A 15,490-nucleotide genomic window follows, 5' to 3' on the forward strand; every position below is an offset into this window, starting at 1 on the left:
CCTTGGGCTTATAAGACGGGATGACCGACCCGACCGCTCTTCCGGCCCCTGCGCCGACGTTCGACCCGCACGCCTTGCCGCCGCTGCGCGAGGTGATCGCCCGTTTTGGCCTGGACGCCAAAAAGTCGATGGGACAAAATTTCCTGCTCGACCTGAACCTGACCGGACGCATCGCCCGATCCGCCGGGTCGATGACGGGAATCACCGCGATTGAGGTTGGTCCCGGCCCCGGCGGCCTGACCCGCGCGCTGCTCGCCACCAACGCCCCGCGCGTCATCGCCATCGAGCGCGACCGCCGTTTCATCGACGCGTTGCAGGATGTGGTCGAGGCCTCCCACGGGCGCTTGACCATCGTCGAGGCCGACGCGCTGACCGTCGATCCCGAACAATTGGCCCCGGCCCCGCGCGCCATCGTCGCCAACCTGCCCTACAACGTCGCCACCCCGCTGCTGCTGGGCTGGCTGGCGCGGATCGAGGCCTATGTCAGCCTGACCTTGATGTTCCAAAAGGAGGTCGCCGACCGGCTGGTCGCCAAACCGGGCAGCAAGGCCTATGGCCGCCTGTCGGTCATCACCCAATGGCGGGCCGACGCGCGGGTTCTGTTCAACCTGCCGCCGCGCGCCTTCACCCCGCCGCCCAAGGTGGAATCGACCGTCGTCCAACTGGTGCCGCGCGCCAACCCCGAACCGGCGGAGTGGCGGATCCTGGAAAAAGTCACCGCCGCCGCCTTTGGCCAGCGCCGCAAGATGCTGCGCCAGAGCTTGAAATCGCTGGGCGACGCCGAAGCCCTGCTGGAGCAGGTCGGCATCAGCCCGACCTCGCGCGCCGAGGAGGTGGACGTCGCCGGTTTCGCCGCGCTGGCCCGCGCGGTCCAGGCGCGAGAGGCCGCAAACCCGCCATGCCCCTGATCCGCGTCACCCACCGGATTTCCATCGACGAGAACGAGTTGGAGGAATCCTTCGTTCGCGCCTCGGGTCCGGGGGGCCAGCATGTCAACAAGACCGATTCGGCGGTGCAGTTGCGCTTTGACGTCCGCAACTCCCCCAACCTGCCCGACGACGTGCGCGGGCGGCTGGTCCGGCTGGCCGGGTCGCGGTTGACGCTCGACGGGGTTCTGGTGCTGGTCGCCGACCGTCACCGCTCGCAGATGCGCAACCGGGTGGACGCGCAGGAACGGCTGATCGACCTGATCCGCGAAGCCGCCGCCCCGCCCCCGCCGCCCCGCCGCGCGACCAAGCCGACCAAGGGTTCCAAGCAACGCCGCCTGGACGGAAAAGCCATCCGGTCGGAGGTGAAGAAAATGCGCGGGCGCGGCGGAGAGGATTGAAAGGCCGGAGGGTCGTCGTCGCTTTCCCCCTCCCCGACCCTCCCCCGCTTAACAGCGGGAGAGGGGGACAGGAGCCTTGTCAACGCGCGGCCATGTTCCCTCTCCCGCACAGCGGGGGAGGGTTAGGGAGGGGGCGACCATCGCCGAACCTTTCCGCCTAAGCCGCCGCAGGCAGGCAAACCGTGACCGTGGTGCCAAGGCCGACGCGGCTGTCGATGGCGATTTGGCCGCCCAACGGGCCGACCACGGCGTTGTGGACTATGGACAGCCCCAACCCCGCGCCGCCGCCGATGGCGCCGTCGGTGTAAAAGGGATCGAACACCCGCTCCAGATGCTCGGGCGCGATGCCGCAGCCGTCGTCGGCGACGGTCAGCGCCACGCGGCCCTCCGGCTCCGGGCGCGCCCGCACCGTCACGGCGCCCGCCCGACCGTCGGGGAAGGCGTGGCGCGCGGCGTTGCTGACGGTCTGCTGAAGAACGACGTCGAGCAGATTCGGCGCGCCCAGAACCCGCAACCCGGCGGGGGCGTCCAACACCAGCGCGACGCCCGGCGGCATCATCGCCTCGATGATCGGGCGGTTGCGGGCCAGCAGGTCGCGCAGGTCCACCACCCCCATGTCCTGCTCCGCGCCGACCTCAAGCTGTTTGAGAGCGTCGACGAGGTTCGCCATCCGTCGGGCGTTGTCCAACAGGATGGATCCAGACTCGCGCGCCGTCTCGACGAATTCCGCCAAATCCGCGCGGCGCACGGCGCCCCCGGCCATCGTCCGAGCAAAGTTCTCCGTCGTGTCGGCGAGATGGCTGGCCAGACTGATCTGGATGCCGACGGGCGCGTTGATCTGATGCGCCAGACTGGCCACCAGCCGCCCCAGCGCCGCGCTCCGCTCCACCGTGACCAGTTGCGCCTGGGTGTCCTTCAGCGTCGCGTGAGACTCCTCAAGCTCCTGATGCGCGTGTCGGAGATTCTCGTGTGACCGCGCCAGATCACGCTCGACCAAAAAGCTCCGCCGCCAATGCTGATCGAAAAACCAACTCGCCAGCAGCGTGATCGCGGCGACGATTCCGCCGCTGAACAGGCGCGTTCCCGCGCTCAAAACGTCAAGACCAAGCAAGGGCATGTGGACAAACGAAATCGTCACGACCACAACGCCAACCAGCGCCGCAAAGCGAAGACTGAAGGAAAAGGGAGCAAGCAAGAGAAGGGCGATGCCAACGGTCGAATTCACCAATGGTCCCTGCCAGGGAGCCACGGCGTAGGCCGTGGCCATAAACCCGGATCCCAGCAAATACCCCACGCCGACCACCAGATGCAGATACCCATAGGTGACGCGATGGAAGGACGCCACGAACAGAATTGAAAAACAGGCGATCCCCAACAGTCGGAACAGGATTCCTTCAGGTCGAAGATCTGGAATCAGGTGCATGTCAAAAAGCAGACGGGACATATGGCCAGAAACCACCAGCGTCGCGACGACGCGAAGTGCGATCTGGTCACGACGGCGCGCCCGGTCGCGATAAGCGGCGGCATCCTCCCCACGCAGAGTTACGCGGTTCGTCAGACAGGATGGCGCCCGCATCGGACCTCCGCCGCATCGCTCAACACGGTGCCCGCCTCCCCTGGCTTGGCCGCTCCTGGGTTGGCGGCTCCTGGTTTGACGGTTGTGCGCGCCGTTTGCGCGCCTCACCGCAATGATTAATTCGAGGTTGTCCAGGCGGCAAGCGTCATACAACAGCTCATCATCAAACGTCGCAGGCGGAGCGCCGCAAAACGCTCTGGCCAACGCCAAAAATCTGGTCCAAGCCAAAAGGCAACGGGGTGGCGGCATGACACAGTCATAGGATCGACCGAAAGAATGGACGGCCAAACAAGGCCGAATCAACGACGGCGCCGTTGTTTGGGTGTCACTGCCCTTTCAAAAACATCGGAGCCACCCAACATGCGCCGCAACCTCATCGCCGCCGCCACCACGCTGGTTCTTCTGTCCGGCGCGGCGGTTGCTCAATCCACCACGCCGACCACAACCATGCCGGCGGCCCCCAACCTGTCGGTCGCCGCCGTCGGCCCGGCGGTCAGCGCCGACTCGCTGATCGGAAAGACGGTCTATGGCCGCGACAACAACAAGATCGGTGAAATCGACGACGTCATCCTCGATTCCAACGGGCAAGCCAAACAGCTCGTCATCGGCGCCGGCGGCTTCCTCGGCATGGGCGAGAAGAAGGTCGCCATCGACTACGCCGTGGGCGTCTGGGACCGGGCGCAGGACCGCATGAACCTGACCGGCCTGATCCGCGAGGATTTCAAGACGATGCCGGACTTCAAGTATGACGACGCGATGAAGTCGATCAACCGCAACAAGAAGCCCGCCGAGACCACCACCGTCAAATAACCGCTCAAAACCGACCACGCGCCCCTTTCCCCAACCGGAGAAAGGGGCGTCATGGTTTCAATCAACCGCGCAGCAAATCCACAAAGCGGCGGCAATCGGCGATGTCGGCGCGCAGATTGACCCGGCGCTTGGTCGATTCCGAATCCTCGCCCCAATGCTCGATCTGATAGGTTTCGTCGAGCTGCGCCGCCTCGAACGCCTCGTCGGGGCTGATCCGGCCCTCCAGCAGCGCCAGCGCCACCACCAGCGAGCCGCAGGCCCCGGTGACGGTCTGCAAGGCGACCAGTTCCCAATCATCGCGCGTCTCGACCACCGCGCGCAGGGCGCGCAAGGCTTCCGGCGGTTGCGGCTTCGGCATCAGCCCGTGACAAACCTGCAAGGGCGCGTCGTGCTGCAAGGCCACCCAATCCAACAAGGGCTGCCATACCCGCGCCTGCCGTTCGACCAGCGTTTGCGGGTGTTCGGCGTGATAGCACACCAGATCGGTTTCCGCGTAGGCGGCGACCGCGTCGATGATCTCGCCGCGCTTGACCGGAACCAGATCCACCGCCGTGCTGGACAGTTGCATCAGCGGCATGGCGTGGGGATCGACCTTGTCGCCCTGCGCGTCCCATTCCGCCGCCACGCCACGGGCCAACGCCTCCGACGGGAAGACCAGCGCCGCCTTGGCCGGGCTGCGGATCGGGCGGCCGTCAAGCTCGACCTGGAAACCACCGGCGGGCGCCGCCGCGACGCCCGCCGCCGTGTAGAAACGCTTCATCGTCCGTTCTTCTCCAACAAGCCCAGCACCGCTCCGGCGACCTCGCGCCCGCGCTGAACGATGCGGTTGGCCCCCGCCGCTTCCAGTTCCGTCACCAGATGATAGCCCCAGGACACGCCAACCGACGCCACCCGCGCGTTGCGGGCCATTTGAATGTCATAGGTGGTGTCGCCGATCACCACCACCCCGGCCTCCGCCACGCCGGTTTCGGCCAGCGCGCGCTGGACCATGTGCGGGTTGGGCTTGCCCGGCCCGGCGTCGGCGGTTTGCAGGGTGACGAAACGGTGCGTCAACCCATGCTCCTTGAGCACGGCGTCCAGCCCGCGCCGCGACTTGCCGGTCGCCACGCCCAGCAGCACGCCCGCCGCCTCCAGCGCGTCCAGAGATTCGAGGATGCCGGGGAACAGCGGCTCATCGACCTCGCCCCGGCGACGGCTGGCGGCGAAGGCGTTCTTGTAGCTTTCCGCCACGGCGACATGCTCCGCCGCCGAACGCTCCGGCAGCAGCGCCGCCACCGCCTCGACCAGCGACAGGCCGACGATGCGCCGGACCTCCGCCGGGTCGGGTTCGCCCAAACCATGCTCGACCCAGGCCCTGGTCATGGCGTCGATGATGGCGAACTGGCTGTCCACCAGCGTGCCGTCGCAATCGAACAGAGCCAGACGCGGCAAGCCGGTCATCGCCCCGCTCACTCCACATCCTCGAACGGGTCGTCGCGCAGGTTGGCGCTGTAGCCCAGATATTTCCAGGTCGCCAGCATGTGGTCGGGCAAGGGCGCCGTCACGTCGATGGTTTTGCCGCCGCGCGGGTGCGGCAGGATCAGGCGGCGGGCGTGCAGATGCAGCTTCTTCGCCACCTCGGCCCCCGGCAGATTGGCGCCTTGGCCTGCGTATTTGCCGTCGCCCAGAATCGGCGTGCCGATGGCCGCCATATGAACGCGAAGCTGGTGGGTGCGCCCGGTGCGCGGCCACATGGCGACGAAGGCCGATTGCTTGCCCGCGTTTTCCAGCACCGAATAATAGGTGACGGCGCGTTTGCCCTCTTCCTTGTTTTCGGCGACACGCTCGCCGTTCGGGCCGCCTTCCTTGGCCAGCGGCAGATCGATCTTGCCCTGATAGGGCTTCGGCACGCCGACCGTCGCCGCCCAATAGGTTTTGCGCACGTCGCTGCCCCGGAACATCTCCGTCAGCTTGGTGGCGGCGAAGCTGGTGCGGGCCAGCAGCAGAACGCCCGAGGTGTCCTTGTCCAGCCGGTGGACCAGCTTGGGCCGCTCATGCCCGTCGAAACGCAGCGCGTCGAGCATGGCGTCCAGATGCTTGGCGGTTCCCGTGCCGCCCTGCACCGCCAGACCGGCGGGCTTGTTCAGCGCGATGACGTCGGCGTCCTTGTAGAGCACCAGCGCCTGAAGCTCGGCGGCCTGCTTGTCGGAGATCGCCGGTTTCGGCTTGCCCATGGGAACCGCGCTGCGGGTCGGCGCCGCCCAATCGGCCAAGGGCGGCACGCGCACCACCTGCCCCGCCGCCAGCCGGTCGGAGGTTTCCGCCCGCTTGCCGTCGATGCGCACCTGCCCCGTGCGCAGCAGCTTTTGCAGATAGCTGTGGTTGACGTCGGGGAAATGGCGCTTGAACCAACGGTCGAGGCGCATGTCGGCCTCGTCCCCCGTCACAGTGCGGTTTTCCACCCGGCTTTCGCCCGCAGGCTTGGCCTCGGGCTTCGCGTCGGGTTTGGCGGCAGGCTTGGCAGAGTCAGTCATTACAGAGACACCGAAACAAGAGAACGCACGGCCCACAGGCCGGCAAAAAAGCCCAGGATGGTCAACACCACCGAGGCCAGAAGATACGCAAGCGCCGCCGCCAATTCGTCCCGCCCCACCAGCCCGCCGAGATCCAGCGTGAAGGAGGAAAAGGTGGTGAAGCCGCCCAACACGCCGACCAAAATCAGCGCCCGCATCTCGGTGGACGGCGCCCAGGTCAGCGCCGCCAGTTCCGACAACACGCCCATGGCGAAGCAGCCCAGCACGTTGACGATCACCGTGCCGAAGGGGAAACGCGCGCCGATCCACTGGCCGACCGCCAGAATCAGCAGGTAACGCGCCACCGATCCGGCGGCGCCGCCCACGGCGACCGCGAGCAGCGAGACAGGCGAAGCGAGCACGGCCCCTCCAAAACAGGACGTCGAACTGGAAACGGATGGCGGCGATTGCGATCCGAGGCGGATTAGAGCCAGAAATGCGCCCACTTGTCACGCGGCGGACGCTTCGGGCAAGATGGCGGGCATGAAAAGCTTGCCCGCAAACGCCGCCCTGCTGGTCATCGACCTGCAAAAGGCCATCGACGATCCCCGTTGGAGCCGCGTCGGCCCGCGCAACAACCCGCAGGCCGAACGCAACGTCGCCGCCCTGCTGACCGCGTGGCGCTGGCGCCAGCGCCCGCTGGTCCACATCCGCCACGATTCGGTCGAGCCGGATTCCGCCTACCGCCCCGACCGCCCCACCCACGCTTTCAAGGAGGAGGCCGCGCCGCTGCCCGACGAATGCGTGATCGGCAAATCGGTGAACAGCGCCTTCATCGGCACGATCCTGGACACATGGCTGCGCGACAAGGGCATCGACACGCTGGTCGTCACCGGCGTCATCACCAACAACAGCGTCGAGGCCACCGTCCGCAACGCGGGCAATCTCGGCTACGACGTCCGGCTTGTGCAGGACGCCACCTACACCTTCGCCATGCGGGATTGGTCGGGGCGTCTGCGCACGGCGGAGGAGGTTCACGACCTGTCGCTCGCCAACCTGTCGGGCGAATACGCGACGATCACCGACACGGCGGACATTCTGGCGGCGCTCGCTGGGTGAGTCGTTATTTTCTCCACCGATCATTTTCCGCGCCAGCTTCGCCGCCCCGCCCCGTGAAACGGTCGCAACGGTTGGGATGGAGCGTCGTTTCTCGAACGACGTCCGCCCCGCCGCCGCGTGCCGTTGAACAGGGAGTCTCCGATGGCTGGACAAAACACCCGCGCGCCGGAATGGAAGACCAAGATGGGCTTCATCAAGGACGCGCTCGATCAGTATGAGGCGAAGAAAATCAGCCGTTGGCAGGTCATCAACCGCCTGCTGCATGTCGGCGTCTCGGCGGACGACGCCAACCAGATCGCCGACCGGGGAACGATTCCGCACAGCCTGACCCGCATGCTGCTGGAACCCTACAGAACGCCGTAACCGTCCGATTGGGACATCCCCACCCCGAAAATCCAGCCCTCCAGCCGTCGCGCCCGCTCATCCAGCGCGGGCGGCGTCCACACATCGGGTTGGGCCGCCAGCCAGCGCAGCCCCGCCGCTGACGCCAGCGCGTCGGCCGCGTGGTCGCTGACCGCGCCGCTCAAGCCCAAGGGGCGCGACGTCAACCGCGCCAACGCGGCGTCAAGCTCCACCCCGTCGCGGATTTTGCGCTGGCCGAATCCGGCCTGTTTCAGGAACAGGCGCGGGTAAATCTCGGTCAGCGCGGTTTGCCCCGGCTTCACCGCGTCAAAGGGCCAGACCGCCACCGCGTCGGGCGCCGCCGCGCGCAAGGCACGCAGCACCCGCATTCCGGCCAGACCGCCCTTTCCCACCTGTTTGGCGCCGATCAGCTTGTAGGGGCTTTGCGGGCTGCCCAAGCCATCGGCGCGGCAGGCGATTTCCGTCGCCCGGTGGGGATCGTCGTACCAATCCGGTTGCGGCCCGCCCCGCCAGAATCCAACGCCATGGATCGGGTGTTCGGCGAAGGGCGCGCCGCCGAAATCGGGTTCGTCGGCGCAGATCTTTTCGATCTCGTTCCAAAGATCGAAGACGCCCGCGCCGGCGGGCAGCGTCCGCCCGGCCACCGCGAAGGGCAGCGAAAAGGCGCAATCAATCCCGACCAGCGCCGCCCCATCCGCCAACCCGGCGCGCAGCCAGTCAAACACCGCCGTCCGCGACCACCAGCCGCCGGGCGGCTCCACCAACCGGGGCGCGGCGTCCCCCACCCCGCACTCCGCCACGGCGATTCCGGCGTAGCGCTTGCCCCGCGCCCCGGACCAGTCGATGGCGACGAAGCGGTCGAAAGGCAACAGAGTCACGATTCACACCACGATGTCGGCATGTTCTTTCAACTCGACCGGAGCGTTGGCGCCCAACGGATCCAGGACGATCCGAACGCCTTCCCGACGGGCGAATTTGAACGCCGGTATGAAATCACGATCCGCCGTGACAACAATGATGCAACGGACCATTTCACGCAAAGCCAAGCGGGCAATGTCCATGCCGATGCGCATGTCCACGCCCTTTTGCTCCACATTCAGCTCAAAATCACCGTCTTCAAGCGTTCGTCCGCTCTTGACCAACGATTTTCGCGCGTCGCCTTTCAGGATCCAGCGGTTTTCGCCGAGATAGGTCTCGCCAAGCCGCAAAGCCATGTTCGGTTTGAGCTTCAGCTTGTCGTACAGACTTTGCGCGTGGCGATGACGCTCCGACGCCCCCAAGGCCCAATTCGCTCCCGTCACCGGGCGGGCGACGTTCCCCGACAAGGGGGGAGCGTCGTAATAGTAAATCCGCAAAAGCTCGTAATCCGCCACCCACGCCAGATTTTGCAAGCGCGCGCATTCCGATTCAATGTCGTCTGCGCTGGTAAAGGTGGCGTCGCCAGCGGCCCGCTTGCGCGAATTCAGGATCTTCGTGGCAAAGCCGCCATCAATCATGATGGCGTAACGGGCCTTGAGCATGGAGCCTGCGCAAAAAAAATGGGGCCAACGCATTCCTCCGCGACATGCGTCGCTTCATCGGAAAGACGTTGGCCCGCTCGTTTATGCCGTTGGGAGCGCAATCAGCGCACCCTATGACGCCACTTTAGCGCGTGCCGACGAAAAGACCAATCAAAAGATTGGCCGGACGAAGGGTTACAATTCCACCACCTCGACCACCCCCGGCACCGCCTTCAAGGCGGAACGGCTTTGCGCGGTGATGGCGTAGGAGCCGGGGAGTTCGATCTCCACCTCCTTCAGCGGTTCGATTTCGACCAGGACGTTGATCTTGCTCTTGCCGCGCGACAGGCGCTCCAGGGTGCCGCGCATCGCCTCGATCGGGCGTTCGTCGCGCAGGACGACGCGCAGACCGGCGCTGACCGACGCCACCGCCTCGTCCAGCGGTTTGATCTCCTGGCAGGTCAGGCGGACCTCTTCGCCGTTCAACTGGGCGTCCACGGTCAGCAGCACCGGGGTTCCCGGCTCCAGCATCGCCCGGTTGACCGCCAGGATCTCCGAAAACAGCGTCACCTCATAGCCGCCGGTGGCGTCGGACAACTCAACGAAAGCGAAACGATTCCCGGATTTCGAGGTCTTTTCCTTCTTCGAAACGATAATGCCCGCCATCTTGTAGCGGGTGGAGCCGCCCTTTTTCATCGCCACCGCCAGATCGGCGGAGCGCACCACCTTCATCCGCCCCAGCGGACCGGAATAGGCGTCCAGCGGGTGGGCCGACAGGTAAAAGCCGATGGCCGAGAACTCATGCTTGAGCTTGTCGAGCGGCTCCCAATCCTTGACCTTGGGGAGGTCCGGTTCGGGCAAGCCGCCGCCCCCGCCGCCGAACAGATTGCCGATGCCGCTGTCGCGCTCGGCGGCTTCGGCCTGGGCGTAGCGGATGATGGTTTCCAGGGCGGCGTGGACCTGCGCCCGGTTGGGGTTCAGCCCGTCGAAGGCCCCGGCGCAGGCCAGATTTTCAAGCTGCCGCTTGTTGATCGTCTTCAAATCCAGACGGCGGGCGAAGTCGAACAGGCTCTTGTACGGGCCGTTCTTCCGCCGCTCCTCCACCACCGCCCGCATGGCCGGGGCGCCCACGCCCTTGACGGCGGCCAGCGCGTAGCGCACCGCCTTCACCCCCTCCCCCAATTGTTCGACGCCAAAGATCGCGTCGGATTTGTTGATGTCGGGGGTCAGCAGCTTGACCTTCAGCCGGGCCAGTTCCTGCCGGAAGATGTTCAGCTTGTCGGTGTTGCCAAGGTCGAGCGTCATCGACGCCGCCATGAACTCCACCGGGTGGTTGGCCTTCAGATAAGCGGTGTGATAGGCGACCAGCGCATAGGCGGCGGCGTGGGATTTGTTGAAGCCGTAACCGGCGAATTTCATCACCTGATCGAAAATCAGGCTGGCCTGTTCGGCCTTCACCGCGCGCTGTTCGGCCCCATCGCAGAAGATCTTCCGCTGGGCGTCCATCTCCTCCTTGATCTTCTTGCCCATGGCCCGGCGCAGCAGATCGGCGCCGCCCAGCGAATAGCCGGACAGCACCTGGGCGATCTGCATCACCTGCTCCTGGTAGATCATGATCCCGAAGGTTTCCTTCAGGATGCCTTCCAGGGAGGGATGCATGTAATCGGCGGGTTCCTCGCCGTTCTTCACCCGGATGTATTTTGGGATGTTGTCCATCGGGCCGGGTCGGTAGAGCGAGACCAGCGCGATGATGTCCTCGAACCGATTGGGCTTCAGCCGCCGCAGCACGTCGCGCATGCCGGAGCTTTCCAACTGGAACACGCCCGTCGCCTCGGCGCGGCTGAGAAGCTGGAAGCTCTTTTCGTCGTCCAGCGGCACGATGGTCAGATCGGGTTTTTCCGGGATCAGATTGACCGCCACTTGCAGCACGGTCAGCGTCTTCAAACCCAGAAAATCGAACTTCACCAGCCCGGCCTGTTCGACATACTTCATGTTGAACTGGGTGACGGGCATGTCCGAACGCGGATCGCGGTACAGCGGCACCAGATCATGCAAGGGCCGGTCGGCGATCACCACGCCCGCCGCGTGGGTGGAGGCGTGGCGGTACAGCCCTTCCAGCTTCAGCGCGATGTCGATCAGATGGCGCACCGTGTCGTCGCCGTCGCGGGCGGCGCGCAGCATCTCTTCGCTGTCCAGCGCCTGTTGCAGCGTGACCGGGTTGGCCGGGTTGTTCGGCACCATCTTGCAGATCTTGTCCACCTGCCCATAAGGCATCTGCAAGACGCGTCCAACGTCGCGCAGCACGGCGCGGGCCTGAAGCTTACCAAAGGTGATGATCTGGGCGACGCGGTCGTACCCGTATTTGTCCTGAACGTAGCGAATGACCTCTTCGCGGCGATCCTGGCAAAAGTCGATGTCGAAGTCGGGCATTGAGACGCGCTCGGGATTCAAAAACCGCTCGAACAGCAGGCCGAAGCGCAGGGGATCCAGATCGGTGATGGTCAGCGCCCAGGCGACGACGGACCCGGCGCCCGACCCACGGCCCGGCCCCACCGGAATGTCCTGATTTTTCGCCCATTTGATGAAGTCGGCGACGATCAGGAAATAGCCGGGGAACTTCATGTTGACGATGACGTCCAGCTCGAATTCCAGCCGGTCAAAATACGTCTTGCGGGTTTCGTCCCGCTGTTCCGGCGTCATCGACGGGGTGTAGACGGCCTTTTCCAGCCGCATCTCCAGCCCGGCGCGCGATTGGGCGCGCAGCTCGTCATCCTCCGTCCGCCCGCCTTCGCAGGCAAAGGGCGGCAGGATCGGCTTGACCGGGCGCAGCAGATAGGAGCAGCGGCGCGCGATCACCAGCGTGTTGTCCACCGCCTCCGGAAGATCGGCGAACAGCTCCCGCATTTCGGCGGCGGATTTGAAACGATGGTCGACGGTCAGCCGCCGCCGCTCGCTCTGGCTGATGTAGGCGCCCTCGGCGATGCAGAGCAGCGCGTCGTGCGCCTCATACATGTCGGCGGTGGCGAAATAACAGTCGTTGGTAGCGACCAGCGGCAAATCATGGGCGTAGGCCAGATCGATCAGCGCCGGTTCAATCGCGTCCTCGTTGGCGGCGAAGGGCGCGCCATGCCGCTGCAATTCGACATAGAGCCGTCCAGGAAACAACCGCTTCAGCCGCTCCAGCACGTTGAGCGCCAGATCCTTTTGCCCCTCGCCCAACAACCGCCCGAGCGAGCCGCCAACGCCGCCGGTCAGCGCGATCAAGCCGCCCGAATGCCCCTCCAGCGCGTCCAACGCCACCTGCGGCCCGGCCAGCGGATCGGATTCCAGGAAGGCTTTCGACACCAGAACCATCAGATTGCGGTAGCCCTCCTCGTTCTGGCAGAGCAGGACGAGTTGGTCGGGGGTTGACGCCGCCTTGCCGGGCAGGCCGGGCTTGGTCGCCGCCGGGCCGACGCGGGTGATGCCCAGCACCGTGCCGATGATCGGCTGAACGCCGCTGTCCGCCGCCGCCAGCGCGAATTCCAGCGCGCCGAACAGGTTGCCGGTGTCCGTCACCGCCACGGCGGGCATCTGCTGCTTCTGACAGAGCTTCACAAGCTCCTTCACCTTGATCGCGCCTTCCGACAGCGAATAGGCGGAATGGACGCGCAGATGGACGAAGTCGGCGTGGGGCATGGCAACCATGGGCGATCAGGACGGGTGTACGGGTTCTAGCACAGCCGCCGCCCCCATCTCCACGCCCGCCGCCTGCGCGGTCGCCCCCCGGTTACATTCGTGCTATGCACAAGCAATAGAAACGCCAAGAACGATGGGGAGGATGCCGCGATGGATCGGCTGCGCCTTGGTCGAGCGGTTGGATGGATCACCCTGTCGGCGGCCCTGCTGACGACGGCGGCGTGCCAGACCACGACCGCCCCGCCCGCCTCTCCGGCGGTCAGCGGCTTGGCGAGCGGGCCGGAGCGCCCCTTCCGCAGCGGGCGGGGTTGGACCGTGACCATTCAAAAGCCCGACGGCGGCAAGCCCTTTTGTCAGGCGACGCGCAACCCCGACGCCGCCGCCGACAGCGGGCCGCGCATGGTCTTCCGCACCGCCGCCGCTGAATCGGGATTCGTCCTTTCCGGCGTCAGCCATCCCGCCACGCCCGGCGAGCGGTATGAGTTGACCGCCAGCTTCGACCAGGGGGCCAAGCTGACTCTCAGCGGGCGCGGCCTGCCGGACGGCTCTCTCCACGTCGCCATCCCGTCAAAAAGCTATCTGGACGAGTTGGATCCCTTCGCCCGCAACCGGCGCGTCATTTTCCGCAGCGCGACCTTGGGCGATCTGGGGGCCATGGCGCTGACCGGCACCTCCTGGGCGATCAACGCGTCGGATGAATGCCGCATTCTGAACGCGGATCCCTGACCCGCGCGCCGCGCGGGGTCGGCGCGGATTGACGGGAAACAGCGTGCCTGTCTAGCATCCGAACAATGCGCACTCCCCACATCCTTTTGGCCGTCGCGGTCGCCGCCGTCTGGGGCCTCAACTTCGTGGCGATCAAGGTCGGCCTCCGCGACTTTCCGCCGATTCTCTTCTCCAGCCTGCGCTTCGCCCTGGCCGCGTTGCCCCTGCTGATTCTGGGCCTGCGCGGCGGGCCGCCGGTGCCTTGGCGCTTCATCGTCGGCATCGGCGTGACGCTGGGCGTCGTCAAATTTCCACTGCTGTTTCTCGGCATGGACGTCGGCATGCCCGCCGGGTTGGCCTCGCTGGTGCTGCAATCGCAGGCCTTTTTCACCGCGATCTTCGCCGCCTTCGTCTTGGGCGACCGGCCCGGCCCCAAGCAGGTCTTGGGCATGATCGTCGCCTTTGCCGGGGTCGGCGTGATCGCGACGGAAATGCCAGCGGGCGATTCGCTGTTGGGCCTCGCGCTTTGCGTCGCCGCCGCCGCCGTCTGGGGCGTGTCGAACATCATCATGAAGCGGGCCAAGGCCCCCGATCTGTTCGGCATGATGATGTGGGTCAGCCTGATCCCGCCGATCCCCCTGCTGATTCTGTCGTTTCTGGTCGAGGGGCCGGACCGGATCGCCCACGCCTTCGCCACCTTGAGCTGGCTTGGAGTCGGCGCGCTGGTCTACATCGCGGCGGGGGCGACGCTGTTCGGCTTCGCCGCGTGGGGCTTCCTGATGCGGCATTACCCAGCCAGTTTGGTCGCGCCCTTCTCGCTGCTGGTGCCGATCTTCGGCATGAGTTCCAGCGCGCTGCTGCTGGGCGAAACCTTCTCCACCCTCAAACTTCTGGGCGGACTTCTGGTCTTCTGTGGCCTCGCCCTGTCCGTTCTGAAACTCCCAACCCTGGCCCGCGCCAGGGCGTGACGCGTTCCCTCTCCTGCGCCAGCGGGAGAGGGGCGCGTCAACCGCTCACGCCAGCTTGGCCTTGAGAAAGTCCAGGCTGCGGGTCCAGGCCAGTTCGGCGGCGTCCTTGTTGTAACGCTCCGCCGAGGTGTCGTTGTGGAAGGCGTGGTTCACGCCGTCATACATGTGGATTTGGTGGGCGACGCCCGCCTTGGTCAACGCCTCGTCATAGGCCGGAACCGTGGCGTTGATGCGTTGGTCAAGACCGGCGTAATGCAGCAGAAGCGCCGCCTTGATCCCGCCAACCGCCGTCAGATCGGGAGTCGGCCCATAGAACGCCACGCCCGCCTTGAGGTCCGGCGCTGCGATGGCCAGCCGGTTGACCATGCCGCCGCCCCAGCAAAAGCCGACCGCCCCGACCTTGCCGGTCGCGTTGGCGTGTGCGCCCAGGAAAGCGACGGTCGCCGTCAGATTGGCCACCGTCTTGCCCGCGTCAAGCTGGCCGATCAGGTCGCGCGCCTTGTCGGGATCGGACGGCGTGCCGCCCAAGGGCGACAGCAGGTCGGGGGCCAAGGCCAGGAAACCGGCGGCGGCCAGACGGCGGGCGACATCCTCGACATAGGCGTTCAGCCCACGGTTTTCGTGGATGACGATGACGGCGGGGGCCTTGTCCAGCGCCTTGGGCCGGGCGAGATAGCCCGCCACATCGCCGCCAGCGCCCGGATAGGTGATTTTGGCGGCGGCGATCCGCCCGTCATCCTCGGCCACCAGGGCGGCGTTGGCGTAGTTCGGCTCAATGCTGGCGAGAATCGCCGGAATGGCGGCGGCCCCGCCGACCAGAGCGGTCAGACGCTCCAAAAACACCCGGCGCGCCAGCGGCGCGTGGGTGTATTCGTCGTAGAGATCGATGATGCGCTGGTCCATGACGGAACGCCCCTTCCCCGTTGATTGCGGCCCATTGACGGGCTGGCCCG

The 15,490-nt window shown here is 66.0% G+C and carries 16 protein-coding genes; 7 read left to right on the forward strand and 9 right to left on the reverse strand.

Annotated elements, in window-relative coordinates:
- The first annotated feature begins 20 nt into the window (after positions 1 to 20).
- Positions 21 to 908 carry a 16S rRNA (adenine(1518)-N(6)/adenine(1519)-N(6))-dimethyltransferase RsmA gene (rsmA, locus tag D3877_RS10565; protein ID WP_119830538.1) on the forward strand — a complete coding sequence of 296 codons (888 nt, stop codon included), beginning with the start codon at positions 21 to 23 and terminating at the stop codon, positions 906 to 908.
- Positions 905 to 1,327, forward strand: a complete 423-nt coding sequence (gene arfB / locus D3877_RS10570; RefSeq protein ID WP_119830918.1) for an alternative ribosome rescue aminoacyl-tRNA hydrolase ArfB — start codon at positions 905 to 907, stop codon at positions 1,325 to 1,327. The genes rsmA and arfB overlap by 4 nt, the downstream gene beginning before the upstream one ends.
- A 157-nt stretch (positions 1,328 to 1,484) precedes the next feature.
- On the opposite strand, the gene D3877_RS10575 is transcribed toward arfB, so the two are convergent.
- Positions 1,485 to 2,771: a sensor histidine kinase gene (locus D3877_RS10575; protein WP_158599863.1), complete on the reverse strand. Its 1,287-nt coding sequence runs from the start codon at positions 2,769 to 2,771 to the stop codon at positions 1,485 to 1,487.
- A gap of 492 nt (positions 2,772 to 3,263) precedes the next feature.
- On the opposite strand from D3877_RS10575, the gene D3877_RS10585 reads away from it, so the two are divergent.
- Entirely contained in the window at positions 3,264 to 3,713 is a 450-nt protein-coding gene (locus tag D3877_RS10585) for a PRC-barrel domain-containing protein (RefSeq protein WP_119830540.1), read from the forward strand.
- A gap of 61 nt (positions 3,714 to 3,774) precedes the next feature.
- Here D3877_RS10585 and D3877_RS10590 read toward each other — a convergent pair whose 3' ends face one another.
- Genes D3877_RS10590 through crcB form a run of 4 tightly spaced genes read right to left on the reverse strand, consistent with a single transcriptional unit; the run spans position 3,775 to position 6,627 of the window.
- Positions 3,775 to 4,473: an ATP12 family chaperone protein gene (locus tag D3877_RS10590; RefSeq protein ID WP_119830541.1), complete on the reverse strand. Its 699-nt coding sequence runs from the start codon at positions 4,471 to 4,473 to the stop codon at positions 3,775 to 3,777.
- Positions 4,470 to 5,153 carry an HAD-IA family hydrolase gene (locus D3877_RS10595; protein WP_119830542.1) on the reverse strand — a complete coding sequence of 228 codons (684 nt, stop codon included), beginning with the start codon at positions 5,151 to 5,153 and terminating at the stop codon, positions 4,470 to 4,472. Before D3877_RS10595 ends, D3877_RS10590 begins: the two co-directional genes overlap by 4 nt.
- An 8-nt stretch (positions 5,154 to 5,161) precedes the next feature.
- Positions 5,162 to 6,226: an RluA family pseudouridine synthase gene (locus D3877_RS10600; protein WP_119830543.1), complete on the reverse strand. Its 1,065-nt coding sequence runs from the start codon at positions 6,224 to 6,226 to the stop codon at positions 5,162 to 5,164.
- Positions 6,226 to 6,627, reverse strand: a complete 402-nt coding sequence (gene crcB, locus D3877_RS10605; RefSeq protein ID WP_119830544.1) for a fluoride efflux transporter CrcB — start codon at positions 6,625 to 6,627, stop codon at positions 6,226 to 6,228. The genes D3877_RS10600 and crcB overlap by 1 nt, the downstream gene beginning before the upstream one ends.
- 121 nt (positions 6,628 to 6,748) lie before the next feature.
- Between crcB and D3877_RS10610 the strand changes: the two genes are divergently transcribed.
- A complete protein-coding gene (locus D3877_RS10610; RefSeq protein ID WP_119830545.1) occupies positions 6,749 to 7,324 on the forward strand; it encodes a cysteine hydrolase family protein in 576 nt (191 codons plus the stop codon).
- Positions 7,325 to 7,465: 141 nt separating this feature from the next.
- Positions 7,466 to 7,687, forward strand: coding sequence for a hypothetical protein (locus tag D3877_RS10615; RefSeq protein ID WP_119830546.1), 222 nt, complete (start codon positions 7,466 to 7,468; stop codon positions 7,685 to 7,687).
- Here D3877_RS10615 and D3877_RS10620 read toward each other — a convergent pair.
- The 3 genes from D3877_RS10620 to dnaE form a co-directional block, all read right to left on the reverse strand.
- Complete coding sequence (locus D3877_RS10620; RefSeq protein ID WP_238474820.1) at positions 7,672 to 8,565, reverse strand: hypothetical protein; 894 nt, start codon at positions 8,563 to 8,565, stop codon at positions 7,672 to 7,674. The genes D3877_RS10615 and D3877_RS10620 overlap by 16 nt on opposite strands.
- A 3-nt stretch (positions 8,566 to 8,568) precedes the next feature.
- Complete coding sequence (locus tag D3877_RS10625) at positions 8,569 to 9,207, reverse strand: NYN domain-containing protein (RefSeq protein ID WP_158599865.1); 639 nt, start codon at positions 9,205 to 9,207, stop codon at positions 8,569 to 8,571.
- A 174-nt stretch (positions 9,208 to 9,381) separates the two neighbouring features.
- Positions 9,382 to 12,864: a DNA polymerase III subunit alpha gene (gene dnaE / locus D3877_RS10630; protein WP_119830549.1), complete on the reverse strand. Its 3,483-nt coding sequence runs from the start codon at positions 12,862 to 12,864 to the stop codon at positions 9,382 to 9,384.
- Positions 12,865 to 13,014: 150 nt separating this feature from the next.
- Between dnaE and D3877_RS10635 the strand changes: the two genes are divergently transcribed.
- Positions 13,015 to 13,590: a hypothetical protein gene (locus D3877_RS10635; protein ID WP_119830550.1), complete on the forward strand. Its 576-nt coding sequence runs from the start codon at positions 13,015 to 13,017 to the stop codon at positions 13,588 to 13,590.
- Positions 13,591 to 13,655: 65 nt separating this feature from the next.
- Entirely contained in the window at positions 13,656 to 14,537 is an 882-nt protein-coding gene (locus D3877_RS10640; protein ID WP_119830551.1) for an EamA family transporter, read from the forward strand.
- A gap of 45 nt (positions 14,538 to 14,582) precedes the next feature.
- Here D3877_RS10640 and D3877_RS10645 read toward each other — a convergent pair whose 3' ends face one another.
- The gene (locus D3877_RS10645; protein WP_119830552.1) at positions 14,583 to 15,440 is read right to left on the reverse strand and encodes a dienelactone hydrolase family protein; all 858 of its coding nucleotides are present in this window, start codon (positions 15,438 to 15,440) and stop codon (positions 14,583 to 14,585) included.
- Between the last annotated feature and the right edge of the window lie 50 nt (positions 15,441 to 15,490).

It is taken from the genome of Azospirillum cavernae, assembly GCF_003590795.1.
Lineage (GTDB): Bacteria > Pseudomonadota > Alphaproteobacteria > Azospirillales > Azospirillaceae > Azospirillum > Azospirillum cavernae.

Bases quoted from the DNA above. Each gene is read 5' to 3' on its own strand.
- D3877_RS10645 (WP_119830552.1), bottom strand. From the start codon at position 15,440: ATGGACCAGCGCATCATCGATCTCTACGACGAATACACCCACGCGCCG.
- D3877_RS10600 (WP_119830543.1), bottom strand. From the start codon at position 6,226: ATGACTGACTCTGCCAAGCCTGCCGCCAAACCCGACGCGAAGCCCGAG.
- D3877_RS10610 (WP_119830545.1), top strand. From the start codon at position 6,749: ATGAAAAGCTTGCCCGCAAACGCCGCCCTGCTGGTCATCGACCTGCAA.
- D3877_RS10625 (WP_158599865.1), bottom strand. From the start codon at position 9,207: ATGCTCAAGGCCCGTTACGCCATCATGATTGATGGCGGCTTTGCCACG.
- rsmA (WP_119830538.1), top strand. From the start codon at position 21: ATGACCGACCCGACCGCTCTTCCGGCCCCTGCGCCGACGTTCGACCCG.
- D3877_RS10590 (WP_119830541.1), bottom strand. From the start codon at position 4,473: ATGAAGCGTTTCTACACGGCGGCGGGCGTCGCGGCGGCGCCCGCCGGT.
- D3877_RS10635 (WP_119830550.1), top strand. From the start codon at position 13,015: ATGGATCGGCTGCGCCTTGGTCGAGCGGTTGGATGGATCACCCTGTCG.
- D3877_RS10615 (WP_119830546.1), top strand. From the start codon at position 7,466: ATGGCTGGACAAAACACCCGCGCGCCGGAATGGAAGACCAAGATGGGC.
- D3877_RS10595 (WP_119830542.1), bottom strand. From the start codon at position 5,153: ATGACCGGCTTGCCGCGTCTGGCTCTGTTCGATTGCGACGGCACGCTG.
- D3877_RS10640 (WP_119830551.1), top strand. From the start codon at position 13,656: ATGCGCACTCCCCACATCCTTTTGGCCGTCGCGGTCGCCGCCGTCTGG.
- D3877_RS10585 (WP_119830540.1), top strand. From the start codon at position 3,264: ATGCGCCGCAACCTCATCGCCGCCGCCACCACGCTGGTTCTTCTGTCC.
- dnaE (WP_119830549.1), bottom strand. From the start codon at position 12,864: ATGCCCCACGCCGACTTCGTCCATCTGCGCGTCCATTCCGCCTATTCG.
- D3877_RS10575 (WP_158599863.1), bottom strand. From the start codon at position 2,771: ATGTCCCGTCTGCTTTTTGACATGCACCTGATTCCAGATCTTCGACCT.